The organism is Gilliamella sp. N-G2 (assembly GCF_002142215.1).
GTDB lineage: Bacteria > Pseudomonadota > Gammaproteobacteria > Enterobacterales > Orbaceae > Gilliamella.
Genome location: NZ_NAST01000004.1, coordinates 37,919 through 55,531 on the forward strand (window position 1 = coordinate 37,919; position 17,613 = coordinate 55,531).

General features: G+C 38.6%; 25 protein-coding genes and 1 tRNA gene. 23 read left to right on the plus strand and 3 right to left on the minus strand.

The genetic code is table 11. The annotated features are described in order from the left end of the window. The first annotated feature begins 3 nt into the window (after nt 1-3). The 20 genes from B6C99_RS03135 to B6C99_RS03230 all read left to right on the plus strand — a co-directional run bounded on the left by B6C99_RS03135 (nt 4) and on the right by B6C99_RS03230 (nt 15,259). A complete protein-coding gene (locus B6C99_RS03135; RefSeq protein WP_086358490.1) occupies nt 4-384 on the plus strand; it encodes a putative holin in 381 nt (126 codons plus the stop codon). Continuing rightward, nucleotides 381-677, plus strand: a complete 297-nt coding sequence (locus B6C99_RS13630; protein WP_086358491.1) for a phage holin family protein — start codon at nt 381-383, stop codon at nt 675-677. The genes B6C99_RS03135 and B6C99_RS13630 overlap by 4 nt, the downstream gene beginning before the upstream one ends. Further along, a complete protein-coding gene (locus B6C99_RS03145; RefSeq protein ID WP_216819364.1) occupies nt 664-1,242 on the plus strand; it encodes an N-acetylmuramidase family protein in 579 nt (192 codons plus the stop codon). Before B6C99_RS13630 ends, B6C99_RS03145 begins: the two co-directional genes overlap by 14 nt. Nucleotides 1,243-1,583: 341 nt before the next feature. Next, nucleotides 1,584-1,817 (plus strand): Rz1-like lysis system protein LysC, encoded by a 234-nt coding sequence (gene lysC, locus B6C99_RS13635; RefSeq protein ID WP_216819365.1) that lies wholly within the window; start codon nt 1,584-1,586, stop codon nt 1,815-1,817. Beyond that, a complete protein-coding gene (locus B6C99_RS03155; protein ID WP_086358493.1) occupies nt 1,804-2,250 on the plus strand; it encodes a phage tail protein in 447 nt (148 codons plus the stop codon). Before lysC ends, B6C99_RS03155 begins: the two co-directional genes overlap by 14 nt. After that, the gene (locus B6C99_RS03160; protein WP_086358578.1) at nt 2,235-2,696 is read left to right on the plus strand and encodes a phage virion morphogenesis protein; all 462 of its coding nucleotides are present in this window, start codon (nt 2,235-2,237) and stop codon (nt 2,694-2,696) included. The genes B6C99_RS03155 and B6C99_RS03160 overlap by 16 nt, the downstream gene beginning before the upstream one ends. A gap of 60 nt (nt 2,697-2,756) precedes the next feature. Then, nucleotides 2,757-3,395 carry a phage baseplate assembly protein V gene (locus B6C99_RS03165; RefSeq protein ID WP_086358494.1) on the plus strand — a complete coding sequence of 213 codons (639 nt, stop codon included), beginning with the start codon at nt 2,757-2,759 and terminating at the stop codon, nt 3,393-3,395. Next, complete coding sequence (locus tag B6C99_RS03170; RefSeq protein ID WP_086358495.1) at nt 3,392-3,745, plus strand: GPW/gp25 family protein; 354 nt, start codon at nt 3,392-3,394, stop codon at nt 3,743-3,745. The genes B6C99_RS03165 and B6C99_RS03170 overlap by 4 nt, the downstream gene beginning before the upstream one ends. Next, complete coding sequence (locus B6C99_RS03175) at nt 3,733-4,644, plus strand: baseplate J/gp47 family protein (protein WP_086358496.1); 912 nt, start codon at nt 3,733-3,735, stop codon at nt 4,642-4,644. Before B6C99_RS03170 ends, B6C99_RS03175 begins: the two co-directional genes overlap by 13 nt. After that, nucleotides 4,634-5,239 (plus strand): phage tail protein I, encoded by a 606-nt coding sequence (locus B6C99_RS03180; protein ID WP_086358497.1) that lies wholly within the window; start codon nt 4,634-4,636, stop codon nt 5,237-5,239. The genes B6C99_RS03175 and B6C99_RS03180 overlap by 11 nt, the downstream gene beginning before the upstream one ends. Then, entirely contained in the window at nt 5,236-7,155 is a 1,920-nt protein-coding gene (locus tag B6C99_RS03185) for a phage tail protein (protein WP_086358498.1), read from the plus strand. The genes B6C99_RS03180 and B6C99_RS03185 overlap by 4 nt, the downstream gene beginning before the upstream one ends. Nucleotides 7,156-7,167: 12 nt before the next feature. After that, nucleotides 7,168-7,773 (plus strand): tail fiber assembly protein, encoded by a 606-nt coding sequence (locus tag B6C99_RS03190; RefSeq protein WP_086358499.1) that lies wholly within the window; start codon nt 7,168-7,170, stop codon nt 7,771-7,773. Nucleotides 7,774-7,979: 206 nt separating this feature from the next. Further along, on the plus strand, nt 7,980-9,155 hold the full coding sequence (locus tag B6C99_RS03195; protein ID WP_086358500.1) for a phage tail sheath protein: 1,176 nt from the start codon (nt 7,980-7,982) through the stop codon (nt 9,153-9,155). Nucleotides 9,156-9,166: 11 nt separating this feature from the next. Then, a complete protein-coding gene (locus tag B6C99_RS03200; RefSeq protein WP_086358501.1) occupies nt 9,167-9,679 on the plus strand; it encodes a phage major tail tube protein in 513 nt (170 codons plus the stop codon). Between the two features lie 62 nt (nt 9,680-9,741). Next, nucleotides 9,742-10,041: a phage tail assembly protein gene (locus B6C99_RS03205; protein ID WP_086358502.1), complete on the plus strand. Its 300-nt coding sequence runs from the start codon at nt 9,742-9,744 to the stop codon at nt 10,039-10,041. 50 nt (nt 10,042-10,091) lie between these two features. Then, complete coding sequence (locus B6C99_RS13500; protein WP_232356458.1) at nt 10,092-10,166, plus strand: GpE family phage tail protein; 75 nt, start codon at nt 10,092-10,094, stop codon at nt 10,164-10,166. After that, entirely contained in the window at nt 10,159-13,479 is a 3,321-nt protein-coding gene (locus B6C99_RS03215) for a phage tail tape measure protein (RefSeq protein ID WP_086358504.1), read from the plus strand. The genes B6C99_RS13500 and B6C99_RS03215 overlap by 8 nt, the downstream gene beginning before the upstream one ends. A gap of 1 nt (nt 13,480) precedes the next feature. Continuing rightward, complete coding sequence (locus B6C99_RS03220; protein WP_086358505.1) at nt 13,481-13,897, plus strand: phage tail protein; 417 nt, start codon at nt 13,481-13,483, stop codon at nt 13,895-13,897. After that, complete coding sequence (locus B6C99_RS03225) at nt 13,894-14,976, plus strand: phage late control D family protein (protein ID WP_086358506.1); 1,083 nt, start codon at nt 13,894-13,896, stop codon at nt 14,974-14,976. The genes B6C99_RS03220 and B6C99_RS03225 overlap by 4 nt, the downstream gene beginning before the upstream one ends. 73 nt (nt 14,977-15,049) lie before the next feature. Beyond that, nucleotides 15,050-15,259, plus strand: a complete 210-nt coding sequence (locus B6C99_RS03230) for an ogr/Delta-like zinc finger family protein (RefSeq protein ID WP_086358507.1) — start codon at nt 15,050-15,052, stop codon at nt 15,257-15,259. A gap of 23 nt (nt 15,260-15,282) precedes the next feature. On the opposite strand, the gene B6C99_RS13165 is transcribed toward B6C99_RS03230, so the two are convergent. Continuing rightward, a complete protein-coding gene (locus B6C99_RS13165) occupies nt 15,283-15,456 on the minus strand; it encodes a hypothetical protein (RefSeq protein WP_158092430.1) in 174 nt (57 codons plus the stop codon). Nucleotides 15,457-15,837: 381 nt separating this feature from the next. Between B6C99_RS13165 and B6C99_RS03235 the strand changes: the two genes are divergently transcribed. The 3 genes from B6C99_RS03235 to B6C99_RS03245 are packed head-to-tail and all read left to right on the plus strand — an operon-like array spanning nt 15,838 to nt 16,975. Next, on the plus strand, nt 15,838-16,044 hold the full coding sequence (locus B6C99_RS03235) for a hypothetical protein (RefSeq protein WP_086358508.1): 207 nt from the start codon (nt 15,838-15,840) through the stop codon (nt 16,042-16,044). A gap of 29 nt (nt 16,045-16,073) precedes the next feature. After that, nucleotides 16,074-16,421, plus strand: a complete 348-nt coding sequence (locus B6C99_RS03240) for a hypothetical protein (protein ID WP_086358509.1) — start codon at nt 16,074-16,076, stop codon at nt 16,419-16,421. Then, entirely contained in the window at nt 16,418-16,975 is a 558-nt protein-coding gene (locus B6C99_RS03245) for a MucR family transcriptional regulator (RefSeq protein ID WP_086358510.1), read from the plus strand. The genes B6C99_RS03240 and B6C99_RS03245 overlap by 4 nt, the downstream gene beginning before the upstream one ends. A gap of 130 nt (nt 16,976-17,105) precedes the next feature. Here the strand turns inward: B6C99_RS03245 and B6C99_RS03250 are convergent. Next, nucleotides 17,106-17,181 (minus strand) — tRNA-Lys (locus B6C99_RS03250). Between the two features lie 97 nt (nt 17,182-17,278). Continuing rightward, complete coding sequence (locus B6C99_RS03255; RefSeq protein WP_086358511.1) at nt 17,279-17,593, minus strand: multidrug efflux SMR transporter; 315 nt, start codon at nt 17,591-17,593, stop codon at nt 17,279-17,281. Between the last annotated feature and the right edge of the window lie 20 nt (nt 17,594-17,613).

Consider the following 17,613-nt stretch of genomic DNA (forward strand, 5'->3'; position numbering starts at 1 on the left):
TGAATGACAGAGCCAACAACTACAACATTCACAGCCGTGATCAGTGCGTTTTCAATTTCGATGATATATCCGAACATAGAAAATGGGATAATTCTGGGCGCTCTCTGTGGATCAATCCTGCTTGTAATAAGTGATGAGCGGATCTCTGTACTGCGCAAAATTGTTCTGTTTTTCATAGCATTCGCAATGGGAATACTGCTGGCCGAATTGACGCTGTATTTACTGTTACCGTTTTTTCCATCAAACGTTCAAGCAAAGGTACCTATCGGTCTGGGCGCATTAGTCGCGTCAGCTGTTAGCGTTAAATTACTGCTTTGGATCATAAAAATGTTTGATGACCCATCAAGTTTATTTGATAAATTCAACAAAGGGGGGAAATCATGACAACCCTAAACGCCTTTTTATGTTTACTTATTGCTGTTCGGTTATTTACGTTTGATAGAAAAAATTTCAAATATAATGCAAGGATAAGCTGGTTAGCATGGTTAATGATAACGTCAAGCGCTTCTGTTTTTATGTTTTCATTTTTTGATTTACTCCATCGCGCATACTATGCGCAAGTCATTATGAACATGACGTTATTAATATGTTTTATAAAGAGCAAGGGCAACATAGCGATATTGTGTCGCTCGCAACTTAGACGGAAAAAGAGAGGCAAACAAAGTGATAACAACTGAACAACTACAAACTGTCGCTAACAAACTGGATATAGAATTACCAATGATTCAGGCGGTAACAAAAATTGAGGCTAGATCATCCGGTTTTAAAAATGGCCTGCCAGTAATTTTATTTGAACGGCATATCTTTTACCGCCAGTTAAAAAAGAATGGATTTAACGTTGAGCAACTTGCTAAAACTTATCCAGATTTAATTAATCCGTCAGCGGGTGGCTATCTCGGAGGAAATCGTGAAAACTACAGGCTAACACTGGCAAAACAAATCGACACTAAGTCAGCAATTGAAAGTGCGAGCTGGGGGTTATTTCAAATAATGGGCTTTCATTGGCAATTATTGGGCTATGAATCGGCAATTCAGTTTGAAAAACTAATGACAAAAAGCGAAGAAATGCAACTCGATGCTTTTTACCGTTTTGTTGCCCACAAATCAAATAGCAAATTATTACAGGCGATGAAAGATAAAGATTTTCCAGTCTTTGCCAGACTTTACAATGGCCCGGCGTACAAAAAAAATAGTTATGATCTAAAACTAAAAGAGGCGTATGAAAGTTATGCTAAAAAGTAAGGCTGTTGCTTTGTTAAGTGGGTTTATTCCTCATTTTATTAAATTTGCCCCGTGGTTATTACTTTTCGTATCAATTATATTTTTATGTCAATTAACAGCTAAAAATAAACAATTAAATGTTGATAACGAAACATTAAGAGAGGACAAAGAGGAGCTGATCGGAATCATTGATTATAAAAACAATCAACTTATCGAGCTTGACGAACTACATAGAAACAATGAACAACAATTAATAAATCAAAGAAATCAACTACAAACTGCTGATATATTAAATCGTCAATATAAAAAAGAATTGGAGCAACTTATAAATGAAAATGAACAGTTACGCGAATGGTCTAATAATGATTTGCCTGCTTCTATTAAGCGGTTGTACTCACGTCCAGAAATCACGGGAAGTGAAGACTATCAAGGTTGGCTGTCCAGTCGTAACGCCATGTTATCTGCCAGCAAACAACCTGAAAAATAATAGAACCCTAATTGATGACAACAGGGATATTTTGACAGCATGGCATCAATGTGCATTACAGATCGATATGATTTATCAATGTCAACAGGCTCAGCATGAAAAAAATTAATCAGCTTCGCAAAGTTCTTGAGGAGAATAATTTATTTATCAAGACCAATCCTGAAAAATTACATATATTCATTGACGATGGAGACGTCACAGCAACTGCCGCAAAATCGCTGAGTTTTGAATACGAGTATCAAGTTAATTTAATCATCACTGATTATGATCAGCCTATCGACTATTTAATGGTACCAATCATTAGCTGGATGTATATTAATCAACAGGAATTTATGGCTAATCCTGAACTAAGAAAAGGGGCCATAAAATTTGAGGTCGAGCAATTAAATAATAATACAGCAGATGTTAGTATTGAATTAAAACTAACCGAGCGAGTTATTGTCAAAAGTGGAACGTCAGGACTTGAATATAAACATGTTATTGATGAACCACCAGCGGATCTGCGACCAGATTGGATCAACGAAATATGGCCGATGAATTAAATAAATTACATGATTATGCGAGCGGCATATTGACGCAATTAAGCAGCAATAATCGATCTATTCTCGCACGTGAAATTGCCAGGCGATTAAGAGAAAACAATCGCAAACGAATTATTGCTCAACATCAACCCGACGGTACCTCATTCGAGCCGCGAAAACAGCAAAAATTCATAAAAAAAAGGGGCAAAATTAGGCGTAAAATGTTTACAAAATTACGCACAACAAAATTTTTGCGCACAGCGGCAAACAGTAATCGCGCAACAGTACAATTTATTAGCTCGGTCTCCCGCATCGCACGTATTCATCATTATGGATTGCGCGGAAGGGTTAACAAAAACGACAGTTGGACAATTAAGTACCCTTCACGGCGTTTGATCGGTATTAATCAGCACGACTATAAGATGATTGAACAAATCACGGTTGCACATCTAGCCACTAAGTTGTAAATACAATTTTTACAACTCGGTCAGCTTTATTGTTTATCTATAAATATTAATGATAACGCCATGCAAAGTTATCATCCCGCCGACCTAGTCGACATTTTACGAAAAATTGAAAACCTGATCCGCCCCGGTGTGATTTGTAAAACCAATGGCGATCGGGTTAAAGTCCGTACTGGTGAATTAATTACCGCATGGTTGCCATGGTTTACCCATCGCGCGGGTAAAAGCCGCACATGGTGGAGGCCATCCGTTGGTGAGCAAGTATTCATTTTAAGCCCCAATGGTAACCTGTCCTTAGGTTGCGTGTTGCCTAGCTTATATTGTAACTCTAACCCCGCACCTGCTAAATCCGAAGATGGTTATTTTGTAACATTTCCCGATGGCGCATCATTTGAATATGAACCCGAAACGAGCCAATTAACAATCAAGGGTATTAAAACGGCCGTGATTGAAGCCAGTGAACAAATTACCGCAAAAGCAGGGGCAAAAATCCATCTTGACACCCCACTAGTTGAATGTAGTGATCATGTAATGTTCAAATCATTTAGTGCTAGTGGAGGAGGAGCAAAAGGCAGAACAGGTACCCTAACCGGTAATGTAATACATAAACAAGGTCAATTATCATCAAATGGCATTGTATTAGATTCTCACACCCACATTGGCGTTAAAGCCGGTGGTGATTCAACAGGAAAACCTAAATGAGTTATATCGGCATGAATAGCAAAACAGGACGAACAATAACTGATATGGATCATATAAATCAATCAGTTAAAGATATATTGATTACGCCAATCGGCTCACGAGTTGAACGCAGGGACTATGGCTCATTACTCTTTTTATTGTTAGATAATCCAAATACAGATGCAACACGGTTGAGGGTTATATCAGCTACAGTGATGGCATTAAATCAGTGGGAAAAAAGAATTAAATTAGATGCTGTCAACGTTTCAACAGATAAAGAAAAATTAACGCTGCAAATAACTGGGTCACGCACCGATAAACCGAATCAATCATTTACTAGCGATGTTGAGGTGATAGCATGGCCACATTAACAAATCTATCAAAATTACCCTTGCCAGATGTGGTTGAATTATTAGATTTTGAAACATTATATAACCAGCGCAAAGCAAAATTTATATCGCTTTATCCATTTGAGCGGCAACAAGAAGTAGCAAAAACACTACAATATGAAAGTGAACCCGTTGTTAAACTGTTACAAGAAAGCGCTTATTACGAGCTAATCTTACGTCAACGCATTAACGAAGCGTCACACGCGCTCATGATTGCTCATTCCAGAGGCAATGATTTAGATAATCTGGGCGCTAATTTCAATGTTTATCGCTTAATTGTACAACCCGCGGACGATACAGTTACGCCAGCAATCTCAGAAATCAAGGAATCCGATGACGATTTTAGAATGAGAATTCAGGCCGCCTTTGAGGGTTTATCTGTCGCCGGCCCTCGCGCGGCGTATGAGTTTTATGCTCGCAGTGCAGACGGTCGAGTATTAGATGCCGCCGCAGAAAGCCCCTTCCCCGCTTGTGTTACATTAGCGATATTAGCCCGTGATAATAATGGTATAGCTTCGGATGAATTGGTTGAAATAGTTAAAAAAGCGGTTAATCAAGATGATCGCCGCCCGGTTGCTGATAGAGTGACTGTCAAATCAGTAGAATTAATTGACTATCAAATCAACGCTAAACTATATTTATATCCCGGCCCAGAATCAGAACCTATAAAAAAAGCCGCCACTGAAAATTTACAAGCTTATATCACTGAAAAACATCGAATTGGACGACGTATTAATCGCAGCGCCATCATTTCAGCATTGCATGTGGTTGGTGTTCAACGTGTCGAGCTATTAGCTCCCGCTCACGACATACCGATCAATCGTGAGCAGGCAAGTTATTGTAATAGCTACAAGGTAGAGGTCGCGGGATATGACGAATAAAACGTTATTACCGCCCTCTGCGACGGCGTTGGAAAAGAAATTATCGCGAGCTATAGCTAGCACCCCTCCTGTCCCGTTACGGTCATTATGGGATCCAATGACCTGTCCATATGAATTATTGCCTTACTTGGCATGGCAATATAGTGTCGATCGTTGGGATGAAAAATGGCCAGAACAGACTAAAAGAAAGGTTATAGCAGAAGCATTTGAAATCCATCAACTAAAAGGGACTAAAGAAGCTATTCGACGAGCTGTTGAGCCTTTTGGGCACTTAATAAATATTACTGAGTGGTGGCAAACAAATTCCGAACCGGGCACTTTTTCGATTGATGTTGGCGTATCAGACGACGGCATTACTGACGAGTCATATGATGAACTAACCCGAATTATTGATGATGTTAAACCAGTATCCCGCAAATTAGTGGGGCTTGCATTACACATCATGACGGTTGGCAACACTACGATAGGGGCATCGGCGTATGATGGCAACACGATTAGCATTTATCCTTACATTACAGAAACAATCATTACACAATCCGAAGGCCATTTTGGCGCAACTATTCATTTAATCGATACAATGAGTATAACATTATGAATCAAACCTACTATACAATTTTGACTAAACAAGGGGCGGTATTGTTAGCTAATGCTACCGCACTGGGAGTGCCGCTTAAAATAACTCAAATGGCGGTTGGAGATGGTAATGGCATTATACCTAAACCAGATGCAAACCAAACCAATTTAGTGCACGAAGTTAGACGTGCAGCTATCAACACCTTATTTATTGATAAAGAAAACCCCAATCAAATTATTGCAGAACAAGTTATACCTGAGTCCGATGGGGGCTGGTTTATTCATGAAATTGGCTTGTTTGATGATGAAGGTAATCTAATCGCCGTCGGTAACTGCCCTACTACCTATAAACCTAAATTAGCGGAAGGCAGCGGCCGCACACAAGTGATTAGAATGATTATTGTGGTTGATAATGTTAATGCTGTGGCGCTTAAAATCGACCCATCAGTGGTATTAGCGACCCGTCAATATGTGGATGATTTGATTACTTCTAAAATGACAGCTCATGAAAAGTCAACTAATCATCCAAATGCAACAACCTCATCAGAAGGATTTGTACAATTAAATTCAGCTATTGATTCTAATCTCGAAAACCAAGCTGCAACACCATTAGCTGTCAAAAAAGTCTATGATTTAGCAAACGGAGCGGTAAAAAAAACGGGTGACACCATGACGGGGCAATTAATATTGTCGAAAAATGGACTGAAAATCAATTATGACAACAAAAATATAATGGCTCTTATAACGTCAGATGATAATTATTCACACGTTTTTTATAATGCAGAAAAAAAACAATGGTTGAGTAAACTTATTTACAATTCGACTACAAATTCATGGAATTTTCAATATATTGATGACGTAGCGATCAATGGTAAATCAGTGCTAAAAAATGGTGATGCGATACAAACATTTGGTGACTTGTTTACAACAATAAATTTAAACGATCTGACAGGGGCAAACGAGGGTATATATTATCAAGGTCGCAATGTATCAGCTATTGAAGGACGTGGTTACCCAATTAATGAAGCAGGTACTCTGCAAGTTTTTAAAAATGGCGCCGATGGTGCGGGATGTTGTCAAATTTATACTACATATAGAAATGCACGACAATTTATTCGTAACTATCGGGGAGGTACCAAAACTTGGGAGGGGTGGAATGAGGTTATTACGACGGGGAATAGCGGATCTTTCATAAAAAAAGGTGACTATGGTATAGGCTCATTTACAGGCGCACAGTTAGATAATCCGAATCCAGTACTACCAGGGGGATGTTATGCAACTCGAACAACTGAGTTTCCAGAACTAACAGAATTTAAAAATCGGGATGATTCAGCTAGCCTAATTGTTTTTCCTGCAACAACTAAAAATTGGTGTGTTGAAATGCTAGCTGTCGTTCAAAATATTTTGCCAAGAATCTTTTTCAGATGTGCAACAATAAATGGCAAACAACAGCTACACGAGGTTGTCACGACAGCAAACATTAACAATTATATCCCTGTCGGTGTTCCATTACCATATCCCACTAACAAACCGCCTGCAGGGTGGTTTGAGTGTAATGGTTCAACATTTGATAAAAGCAAATTTCCGAAATTAGCAAATGCATATCCATCGGGGTATTTACCAGATTTAAGAGGGGTGTTTATTAGAGGGTTGGATACCGGCTCTGGATTAGATCCGAATCGAGGTATTTTGAGTTATCAGGGCGATGCTATCAGAAATATCTGGGGTGAAATATCACCCATTTCTGAGTCATTTGCCGCCGATCCGATCGCATCCGGCGCATTTAGATATTTTGAAAAACACGCTGATCATACGCCTTCTCACATCGACGTTGGCAGTGTTGGTGGTGTCACATTCGACGCATCTCGAGTTGTACCAACAGCTAACGAAAACCGTCCTTCTAACGTCGCATTTATGTATATTGTTAAAGCAGAATAAAGGAGAAAAATAATGAAATATGAATTACAACCACAATCAGCAGTATTAGACGATAACGGTTTAACAATTTCGGCTGGCTGGGCTATTATTTATAGCGTTGATGCAAAAGGTGAATTTTTACAAACCACTTATCAATATTTACCGATAGGCGTTGGCTTACCTGCTCATGCTTACTTAGAAGCCCCGAAAAACGTTAAAGATAATCAAGCCATTATTCACAATGGCCAACAGTGGACTTACCCAAAAGATTTTCGTGGAACGACAATTTACTCAATCGAAACAGGTGCGGAAGTGACCATGCAAGAAGTGGGTGAAATCCCTGATGGCTATACAACATTAAAACCAACCAGTGAATTTGATAGCTGGGATGGTAAAAAATGGCAATTAGATGTCAGCAAGCAGCATCAATATGAAGTCAATCAAGCTTCAGCTAAGAAAATTCAGCTTATTACTGAAGCAACAGCGCAAATCAGTTATTTACAAGATGCGGTCGAATCAGAAATTGCCAGTGAGCAAGAAACACAATTACTCGCCGAATGGAAAAAATATCGTGTTCTAGTTAATCGCATTGATATCGAACAAGCGCCAAATATTGATTGGCCAAAACAGCCAAAATAACAATTTGTGAACTATTATTCTGGATAATTGTATTAATTTTCTGAGTATATAGCACAATTATCTGGAATATCTTTATTTATAAATACACCGCTCACTTACGCAAGTTGTAAATTCAGCTTTCACAAATCGAACAACTAACACCCTTAACGTCAATATGCAAACATTCCCCTATATTTTGTAATTCACAAATTTACTGGAGAACACAAATGCCAAATGACTACCACCACGGCGTCAGGGTCATAGAAATCAACGAAGGTGCACGCACAATCAGAACAGTTTCAACAGCTGTTATTGGTATTGTTTGTACTGGCGATGATGCCGATGCAACGTATTTCCCGCTTAACACACCCGTTTTGATTACCAACGTCAATACAGCAATCGGTAAGGCCGGTTCAACTGGGACATTGAAACAATCACTAGAAGCAATCGCAGATCAATGCTCACCGGTCATTGTTGTTGTTCGTGTTGAAACTGGTGCAACCGATGAAGACACTACAGCAAATATCATTGGTACAACAACAGCCGAAGGTAAATATACTGGCATGAAGGCCCTGCTTTCAGCTCAAACGCAATTGAAGGTTAAGCCGCGCATTTTAGGCGTGCCTGGTTATGACTCTTTGCCGGTTGCTACTGCGCTAATATCATTAGCGCAGAAATTGCGAGCCTTTTGTTATGTTTCAGCTTATGGGGCTAAAACCAAAGAAGATGCCGTGCTTTATCGCGATCAATTGGGTGCGCGCGAGGCGATGGTAATTTGGCCTGATTTTGTCGGTTTTGATACCACACAAAAACAAAATGTTACCTTAGCCGCGACAGCGCGAGCGTTAGGTCTACGTGCCCAAATCGACCAAAAAGTTGGCTGGCATAAAACATTATCAAATGTTCCTGTCAATGGCGTCACTGGCATTTCTAACGATGTATTTTGGGATCTGCAAGAGGAGAGCTCCGATTCAAATTACTTAAACGAGCACGATGTAACTACCTTAATTTGCAATCAAGGATATCGCTTCTGGGGATCTCGCACTTGCTCAGCGGACACATTCTTTGCATTTGAAAACTACACTCGTACCGCACAAGTGTTAGCTGACACTATCGCCGAGGCACAATTCGCGTTAGTTGATGCGCCAATGCACGCGTCATTAATCAAAGATTTAATTGAATCAATCAATAACAAATTCCGCGAATTAAAATCTAACGGCTACATTGTTGATGGTAAAGCATGGTTTGACCCTGAGGTAAATACACCAGACATCCTAAAGGCCGGCAAATTATATATTGATTATGATTACACCCCTGTCCCGCCTCTTGAAAATCTCATGTTGCGCCAGCGAATCACTGACAAATATTTGGTTGATCTGGCAAACTCCGTGGCTTCTAATTAAGGATATCAACAATGGCACTTCCAAAAAAACTCAAATACTTTAATGTTTATGTAGATGGGACCTCATATATCGGGGAAATAGAATCATTTACACCGCCGAAACTGACACGCAAGCTTGAAAATTATAGAGGAGGAGGTATGCCCGGCGTAGCTCCAATCGATCTTGGCTATGATGATGACGCTTTAACCGTCGAATGGTCAATTGGCGGCCTTGCTTACCAAGTACTAAAAAAACATGGCGGTTTAATCAATGGTGTTACTTTGCGATTTGCCGGAGCTTATCAAAAGGATGATAGCGAAGATTTTGTAAAAGTCGAAATCATCGTCAATGGACGCCATAAAGAACATGATCGTGGTGAATTAAAACAGGGTGAGAGCAACTCAACCAAAATTACCACGCAATGCACTTACTATAAAGAGATTATCGATAACGAGGAAATTACAGAAATCGATTTTATTAACATGATTGATAAAGTCGGCGGTAAAGATCGTTTAGAACAGGCCCGCCGTGCAATCGGCATTTAACTTCCAATCTAAAATATAGCCCTTACGGGCTATCATAAATCCTAAAATATGAGGGTAACACTATGCAAAACACACAAAAAATTAAATTAAAAGCAGGGGTCCAATCTGGTAAAACAACTATTAGTGAATTAACAATTCGAAAACCACTAACCGGAGATCTTCGTGGGGTTAAATTGCTGGATTTTATCGAGCTCGATATTGATTCTTTGGCTAAAGTACTGCCTCGAATTACAACCCCACAAATCGCAGAGCATGAAGTTTTTGCTCTCGATTTAATCGATTTATCTGAAATCACACAAGTTATTGCCAGTTTTTTGTCAGAGACATCGAAGAATGCCCCGACGGAATTCCCCTCCGCGTAGAGGACGCGATCGCAGATGTTGCGATGGTATTTCACTGGCAACCATCTGCTATGTTTGATTTTACATTGTCAGAGTTAATGGAGTGGCGAGAACAGGCCCGAATACGGAGCGGAGCGAATGAATAACTTACAGTTAAATGTAAATTTAATGGGGGCTGATAAAGTTAGTCGTCCCCTTCGCAACGCTACAAATGGCGCCAAGCTATTGGCGCAGCAATTAACAGACACACGCAATAAGCTAAATCAATTAAATAATACACAAAAAAATGTAGATGGATTTATTCAGTTAAAAAAACAATTTAGCGATGCTCAAAATAAAGCTAAATCACTAGCGCTTGAGTTGAAAAGCGCGCAGCGCCCCACAAAATCACTGCAAAACGCCTTTAACGCAGCGACAATAGAAGTTAAAAAGCTAAAAGAAAAGCTAACGCCGTTAAGGCAGGAATTGCAAAAATCAGGAATTAGCACTAAAAATCTAGCACAGCATCAAATAAATTTAAAAAACAATATTCTAGCGACAAATCACAGCATTAACCAGCAATCCGAGCGTTTACGACAATTAAATCAGCGTCAATCAAAACTAAACCAAATCAGAACAAAATATGATAACGGCATGCAACGAGCGGCAGTTCTCGGTGCCGTTGGGTATGGCTCGCTATCAACTGGCCGAACCGTGTTTAGAGGATTAAAAAACCTACTTCATGTGGGTTATGAATTTGACGCTAGCATGAGCGCAACCCAAGCAGTTACAAGAATTGATAATAAAAACGATCCAAGGATGTTGGCATTAAGACAGCAAGCAAGACAATTACCCCTCATATCAAAATTTACTGATAGCGAAGTTGCTCAAGGACAATATTTCTTAGGTAGAACGGGATATAACCCAGATCAAATATTAAAAGCAATGCCCGGCATGCTGAATCTATCCGCCGCTGGTGATGTTGATCTCGGCACTACAGCAGATATTGCATCAAATATTCAAATGGCTATGGGGTTACCTGCAGAAAAAATGGATCACGTTGCTGATGTTCTAACAGCTATGTTTACTCGCAATAATGTTGATATTCCTATGCTAGGTGAATCCTTAAAATATAGCGCAGGAGTTGGCGCTAGCTTTGGACAAAGCTTAGAGACTATTTCAACACTAACTGCTGTAATGGGTAATGCAGGCATTCAAGGAAGCCAAGCTGGTACAACATTACGTCAGATTTTAGTACGACTTGGAACATCAAACGCAGTAGCAAAACTGGGAGTTAAAGTTGCCGATAAAAACGGTAATATGCGCGATGTTATTGACATTATGTCAGAGATTGCCGAAGCAACCAAACACATGGGTAACGTGCAACGCGCAAGTATAAATAAGCAAATTGCAGGGCAAATTGGTTTAACTGGATTTGAAGTTTTGCTAACTCAAGCATCAACAGGCTTTTTGAAAAAAATGCGTGGAGAGCAAGGGGAATATGATGGCGAAGCAGCCAGAGTTGCAAAAACAAAACTGGATAACCTTGCTGGTGATATGACAATGCTCCACGCAGCATTTGAGAATATTAGCGTAGAATTATTTGAAAACAATAATGAATGGTTACGTGATGCTGTCCGCGGGTTAACTCACGTATTGCATAAAATTGGAGAGTTCCTCAAAAAACACCCTGCCCTCTCAAAAGCTATTGTAATGCTGGGTACAGGTATAGCAATCGTCAGTGCGGCATTTGGTGCATTTGCGCTAGTTTTAATGACTGTATTCGGTCCAATGTTGATGACAAGGTTTTTATTATCCCGGCTAGGCTTAGAGTTTGGCGGGTTATTTATAAAAACAAAAGTTGTTCGTGGCGGATTCAAGTCATTAATTAAAACGATGTTATCATTTGTTGGAGCGCCATTCAAAAGAACCAGTTCAGCTATCCAATCCCTAGGTCGTTCTTTAGCAAAAACATCTAAAGCCCCAAAAAAATTTGGCGGAGCATTTAAAGGTGTTGGTAATACGTTATTAAATTTCACGCGCTCACCAATAAAATCATTAAAAAAAGGGATTAGCGGTATAGGGAAAACATTAATCACTGTAGCGCGTTCACCCGTGAAATCATTCGCCAGTCTGGGGCGAGGATTCCTATTATTCGCAGGTTCACCGATTAGATCGTTTGGTAGTGCTTTTTTGGGTTTAGGGCGGACATTATTTTCGTTCTCTCGCATCCCCGGCATTATATCTGTTGCATTTAGAGGGCTTTTTATTGTTCTTGGGCCCATTGGTTGGATTTTGGGTGCTATCGCTGCAGTTGGTCTCACTATTTATAAATATTGGCAACCATTAGAAGCTTTTTTCTCGGGTTTTTGGGAAGGTTTGAAAGAGGCATTAAAACCGGTTAGAGAAGAGTTCTCTTTTCTCGACCCTATTGTTAAAGCCGTTGGCGATACCTTTAAATGGTTTGGTAAAAAAATCGATGAATTAACAAAATGGTTTAAAGGTTTATTTACTCCGGTAAAATCAACAAAAAAAGAACTAAAAGAAGCCAAAAACGCCGGAAAATCGTTCGGTCGCACGGTAGGCGGAGCCGTTCGATGGGTACTATTAAAATTCAAAAGTTTATTTTTGAAAATAAAGGAAATTATTGATTACATTGCCGGTACTCCAGAGAGAATAGGGAAAACAATTAAAGAGCTCAAAGAGGCATTACTTGGTGAGGATGGAATTGTCGCAGAATGGAAGAAAAAAGGGCAAAGCATCGCTGACAATTTAAAAGATGGTATTTCGGATAAGTGGTCTCAAACAAAAAATGCCGTTAGCGGATTTGGTGCCAGCGTAGGCAATTGGTTTGCAGCCGCATTGAACGCATCACCAACAGCCAAGCTAGGTTTATTTACAGTAGATGGTTATACTAGCGGCGTTAAACGACGACAACCGACCGCATTAAAAGCAGTCAACAAACTCGGGAATAACGTAAGTAGCAAATTTAAAAAATCATTAGACATTCATTCACCATCCCGCGTATTCGCTAAATTCGGGGGATACACGGTTGATGGTTACGTCCGGGGTATTGAAAATAAACAATCAACCGCACTGCAATTTATACATCAACTGGGTAATGGGATTAGTAACCAATTTAAAAAATCATTGGACATTCATTCACCATCGCGAGTATTTGCTAAATTTGGCGATCATACGGTTGACGGTTATATAAAGGGCGTCAATCGCACTCAGCCTGCGGCGACAAAAGTAATAAGTAAATTGGCAAATAAGATTACTTCGATCCCAAGTGGCGTTGTTATCGATAAACGCGTTCCGCTTAGCCAATCTTCTAATGCGTCACAATATTATATCACCATCAATGCCTCCCCCGGCATGAACGAACAAGATATTGCGCGGTTTGTTATCAAAGAGCTTGATCGCCGCGATCGCAACAATTCAGCACAATTTAGAAACAGTTTAAGGGATATCGATTAATATGATGATGTGTTATGGCTTATTTGTTTTCAGCTTAAAAACAATACCCTATCAAACAGCAGAAGAGAACAAGGACTGGCGTTACCCCACTAACTCACGCGTTAATCAGCGGTCAGCATTACAATTTATCGGACGGGATAATGAAACTATTACGCTGTCAGGAGTTTTATATCCAGAACTGACAGGTGGCCGGTTAAGTTTGGCATGGCTTGAAAGAATGGCCGATTTAGGTTATTCGTGGCCATTGATAGAGGGAACAGGGATTCCGCTTGGTTTTTTTGTAATGACAAATCTAAAAAAAACTAAAACAGAATTTTTCAAAGATGGCGCTCCGCGTAAAATTGAATTTACCATTTCACTAACAAAGGTTGACCCGCCAGACTGGTTGCCGTTTGCTGACATCATAGGGATGATATGAAACAACCCGCTTATACAATTAGTATTGATAACAAGGATATAACTTCTAATTTTGACAAACGCTTGATATCAATGCAAATTACAGAAAACCGAGGGTTAGATGCTGATTCAATCTCAATCGAATTAGATGATAGCGATGGTGCCCTTGAGCTGCCAAAACGAGGAATTGAAATTAGCGTATCGCTGGGATGGTTTAATGACAATGTAATTTTGCAAAATATTTTTACCATTGACGAGTGCGAGCACACAGGCACGCCCGACGTTCTATCAATCAGGGGCAAAAGCGCAAATCTTCGTGACTCGCTAAATGAAAAACGCGAGAAAAGCTATGATAGTACTACATTGTACGCAATCGTTGCAGAGATAGCAAAACGCCATAATTTAGACTATCGAATCGATAAAAATTTAGGCGATGAAAGTATTACACATTTAGATCAAACAAATGAGTCTGACGCATCATTTTTAACTCGCATCTGTAATGATCTAAATGCCGCAGCAACATTAAAAAATGGAATGCTAATAGTGTTCAAAAAAGGCATTGCAAAAACAGTAAATGGGAAAGATATACCAACGACAACAATTACCAGAAAACTTGGTGATCAGCATCGATTTGCCATCGCTGATCGCAAAGCATATACAGGTGTAAAAGCGTACTGGATTGATTATAGGCAGCAAAAAAAGCAACAAGCAAAAGCCACCAGAAAACCGAATAAAACACAAAATCAGAATAAACAAACAAATGACAATGGTGTATTGGTCGGCGCAGACGGTAACGTAAAAATATTACGACATACATATGCCAGTAAACAAAACGCATATAGAGCGGCTCGCAATGAGTGGGAAAAATTACAGCGAGGGGCTTCACAATTTAGCATCAATCTAGCCGAGGGCCGCCCGGATATGTACCCAGAAATGCCGGTTGAAGTTAGCGGATTTAAAAAAGAGATTGATTCAACTTTATGGACAATCACCCGATGCACGCACACACTAAATAGTGCTACCGGGTATACTACATTCGTAGAGCTGGAAATAAAATTACAAGATGATGAAATACCGCTAGAAGAACAAAAGGATAAATAACATTTTGATTAAAATGGAAATTATGTTAAAATCCTGTTTAATTTAGTTCAACAGCTAAAGAGGTGTAAAATCAATGAAATGTCCGCACTGCAAATCAAAAACCACAATTCGAACTAGCGAAGAAATCAGCCCTATTACGCGCAAGCAATATCGACAATGTACTAATGTTTACTGTTGTCATTCATTTGTTGTATTGCAATCAGTTTCACTAACAATAGTTCCAAGCGCTATGCCAGATCCAACAGTTAATATCCCGTTATCATCAAAACATCATGCCGCATAAAACGGGGCTATGCCCCGCTACCTTCAGCATTCGCTTTCTGCATTCGCTTTCTGAGTATTCATCGACCTTAATAATATTTCATGCAGTAAGCACAAACCTATTTTTAAGTCTCGTTCCGACAAATCCGCATCAATCATTAATCTACTGACAAATTCTGCGCGTTCTATTTTAATATCATTTATTGTTAATTCATCCATTCGCCACCTCTATTACTGTTGTTTTATACAGTATATTTATTAGTTATTTTATTTTCAATAGATTTTTTAAGTTTTTTATTTCAAATATATGTTTTATTTGAATATATACACAAAACCGCATTATTTTTGTAAGAGATAAAAATAGGCAGCGGAAAGAACCCGAAACAATCATAATTCATCTATTAGCCGCAGACTGTGATGCGCCCGACTTTTTAATAGAGTCACATATTTACCGCTTCAAACATAATTAAACAAAATAGCACAAAATGTTAAAAATAACCCTTTACCTTGTATGACAAATGTAATACTATAATCGCATAGAAACAAACAACACTAACTTAGAGAGCCGAATCGAATCGAGAGAGGCGAAGGAGAAAGAAAATGACTAACTTAAATGAAGTTTTTGGAAGAGTAAATAATGATGGAAATGTTGACATTCTATTCATCAATGATGGTGATAGAGTTACCAGATTGAATGTTGATGGTGTTTATCCAGTCAATAGCGCATTATCAACTAGATATGAGCACGCTAGCGGTATTGTATTAACAGTTGAGCAATGCAAAGCTCTTAATATTGAAATTGAATAAAAAAGCCCGAAGGGCTTTTTAGGTGACATATGAAACAAATATCAAGAAACCCAAGTTTTACACCATCGCCACAGTTGCGAAATGATTTAAATAGCAATCAAAATGGGGTTACAGCTCGTTTAAATCAAATATGGGATAGATACGAATATATTATTAGAACGCAATCATTAGAGTTATCTATTGATGAAATTCATTTATTAAATTCGATCTTAAACGGAACATTTATTGATCCTGTATTAATTGATAATTTATATTCTGAAATCATTGATAGTGATGAATATTTAGCAGGCAATGAAATAGCTAAATCACTAGCCGACAAAGTGAAATCGGCTAACTATATGCAATTATTGGCTACAGTTGAACGAATAAAAAAATGAAAAATTGGTCTAATGAAGATGTCGAAATTTTAACGTTAAATTGTCATTTGCCTATTGCAGATTTGATGAAATTATTGCCACGTAGATCATACAATGCGATATATAGCAAAATTCGCACGCTTGATGATAACAATGTAAAACCTTTGCTGGCAAAATCTTTTTTTAATAAAAAAATAACCTCTCTTACTGATGTTGATGAATATATCAAATATGATTTAATTCAATGTTTAGAGTGCGGAAAATGGTACCCGTTTTTACCCGTTCATTTAAACAGAATTCATCAAATAGATTCTATAGATTATAGAATTAAACATGATTTACCTGCACAAACTCCGTTAGCTGGAGTTAAATATAGAGAGATACATCGAGCTAAAATGAATAAATTAATTGAAGATGGGATTGTTACGCATGAGCATCTTGAAGGTGCGATTGAAAAAGCCAGAAAAACCGATCGGGGTCAAAGAGCTACTTATGAATTAGAAAGGCAACGGGAAATTATAAAAAAAAATCAAATTTGGTTGAAATCACCACGCACAAAAATCGGGCATAAGTGATGCACTAGATAGAATATAAAAGTTAACCATTCGCTTAAAATCAACCGCCATTTTACCGCCACTATGTGTATTTGGAAAATTAGCAAGAAAGAAAAATAACAGGTAAGTTATTGATTTTAATTATTTTATATGGTGGGTTGTGAGGGGATCGAACCCGCGACCAATTGATTAAGAGTCAACTGCTCTACCGACTGAGCTAACAACCCACTGGAAATTCGCATTATTCTATATAACTTTATAGAGTAATGCAATATCTTCTAGTTTGAAATTAATATAATAACTAAATTCAACACGCTTTTCTTGCTACATAGTAACATGCAAACCGACAATACCAATAACAATAACACTTAGACCAAATATTCGCGTGCAATTTTTGGGCTCATTAAATATAAACATATTAGCTAATACGGCGCCGGAAGTACCAAGTCCTACCCAAACAGGGTAAACGATACTTAAATCTAAATATTGAAGTGAAAAATAAAACAGTGTGAACGAAACGAAAAATCCACCCCAATATAGCATTAAGCGAAACAAGCTTTTTTGCTGAGAATAAAGTTTAAGACCAATAGCGCCAACAACTTCAAAAATTGCAGCTATTAAAATAAATAACCATCCCATATCTTAATCCAAATTTGAGT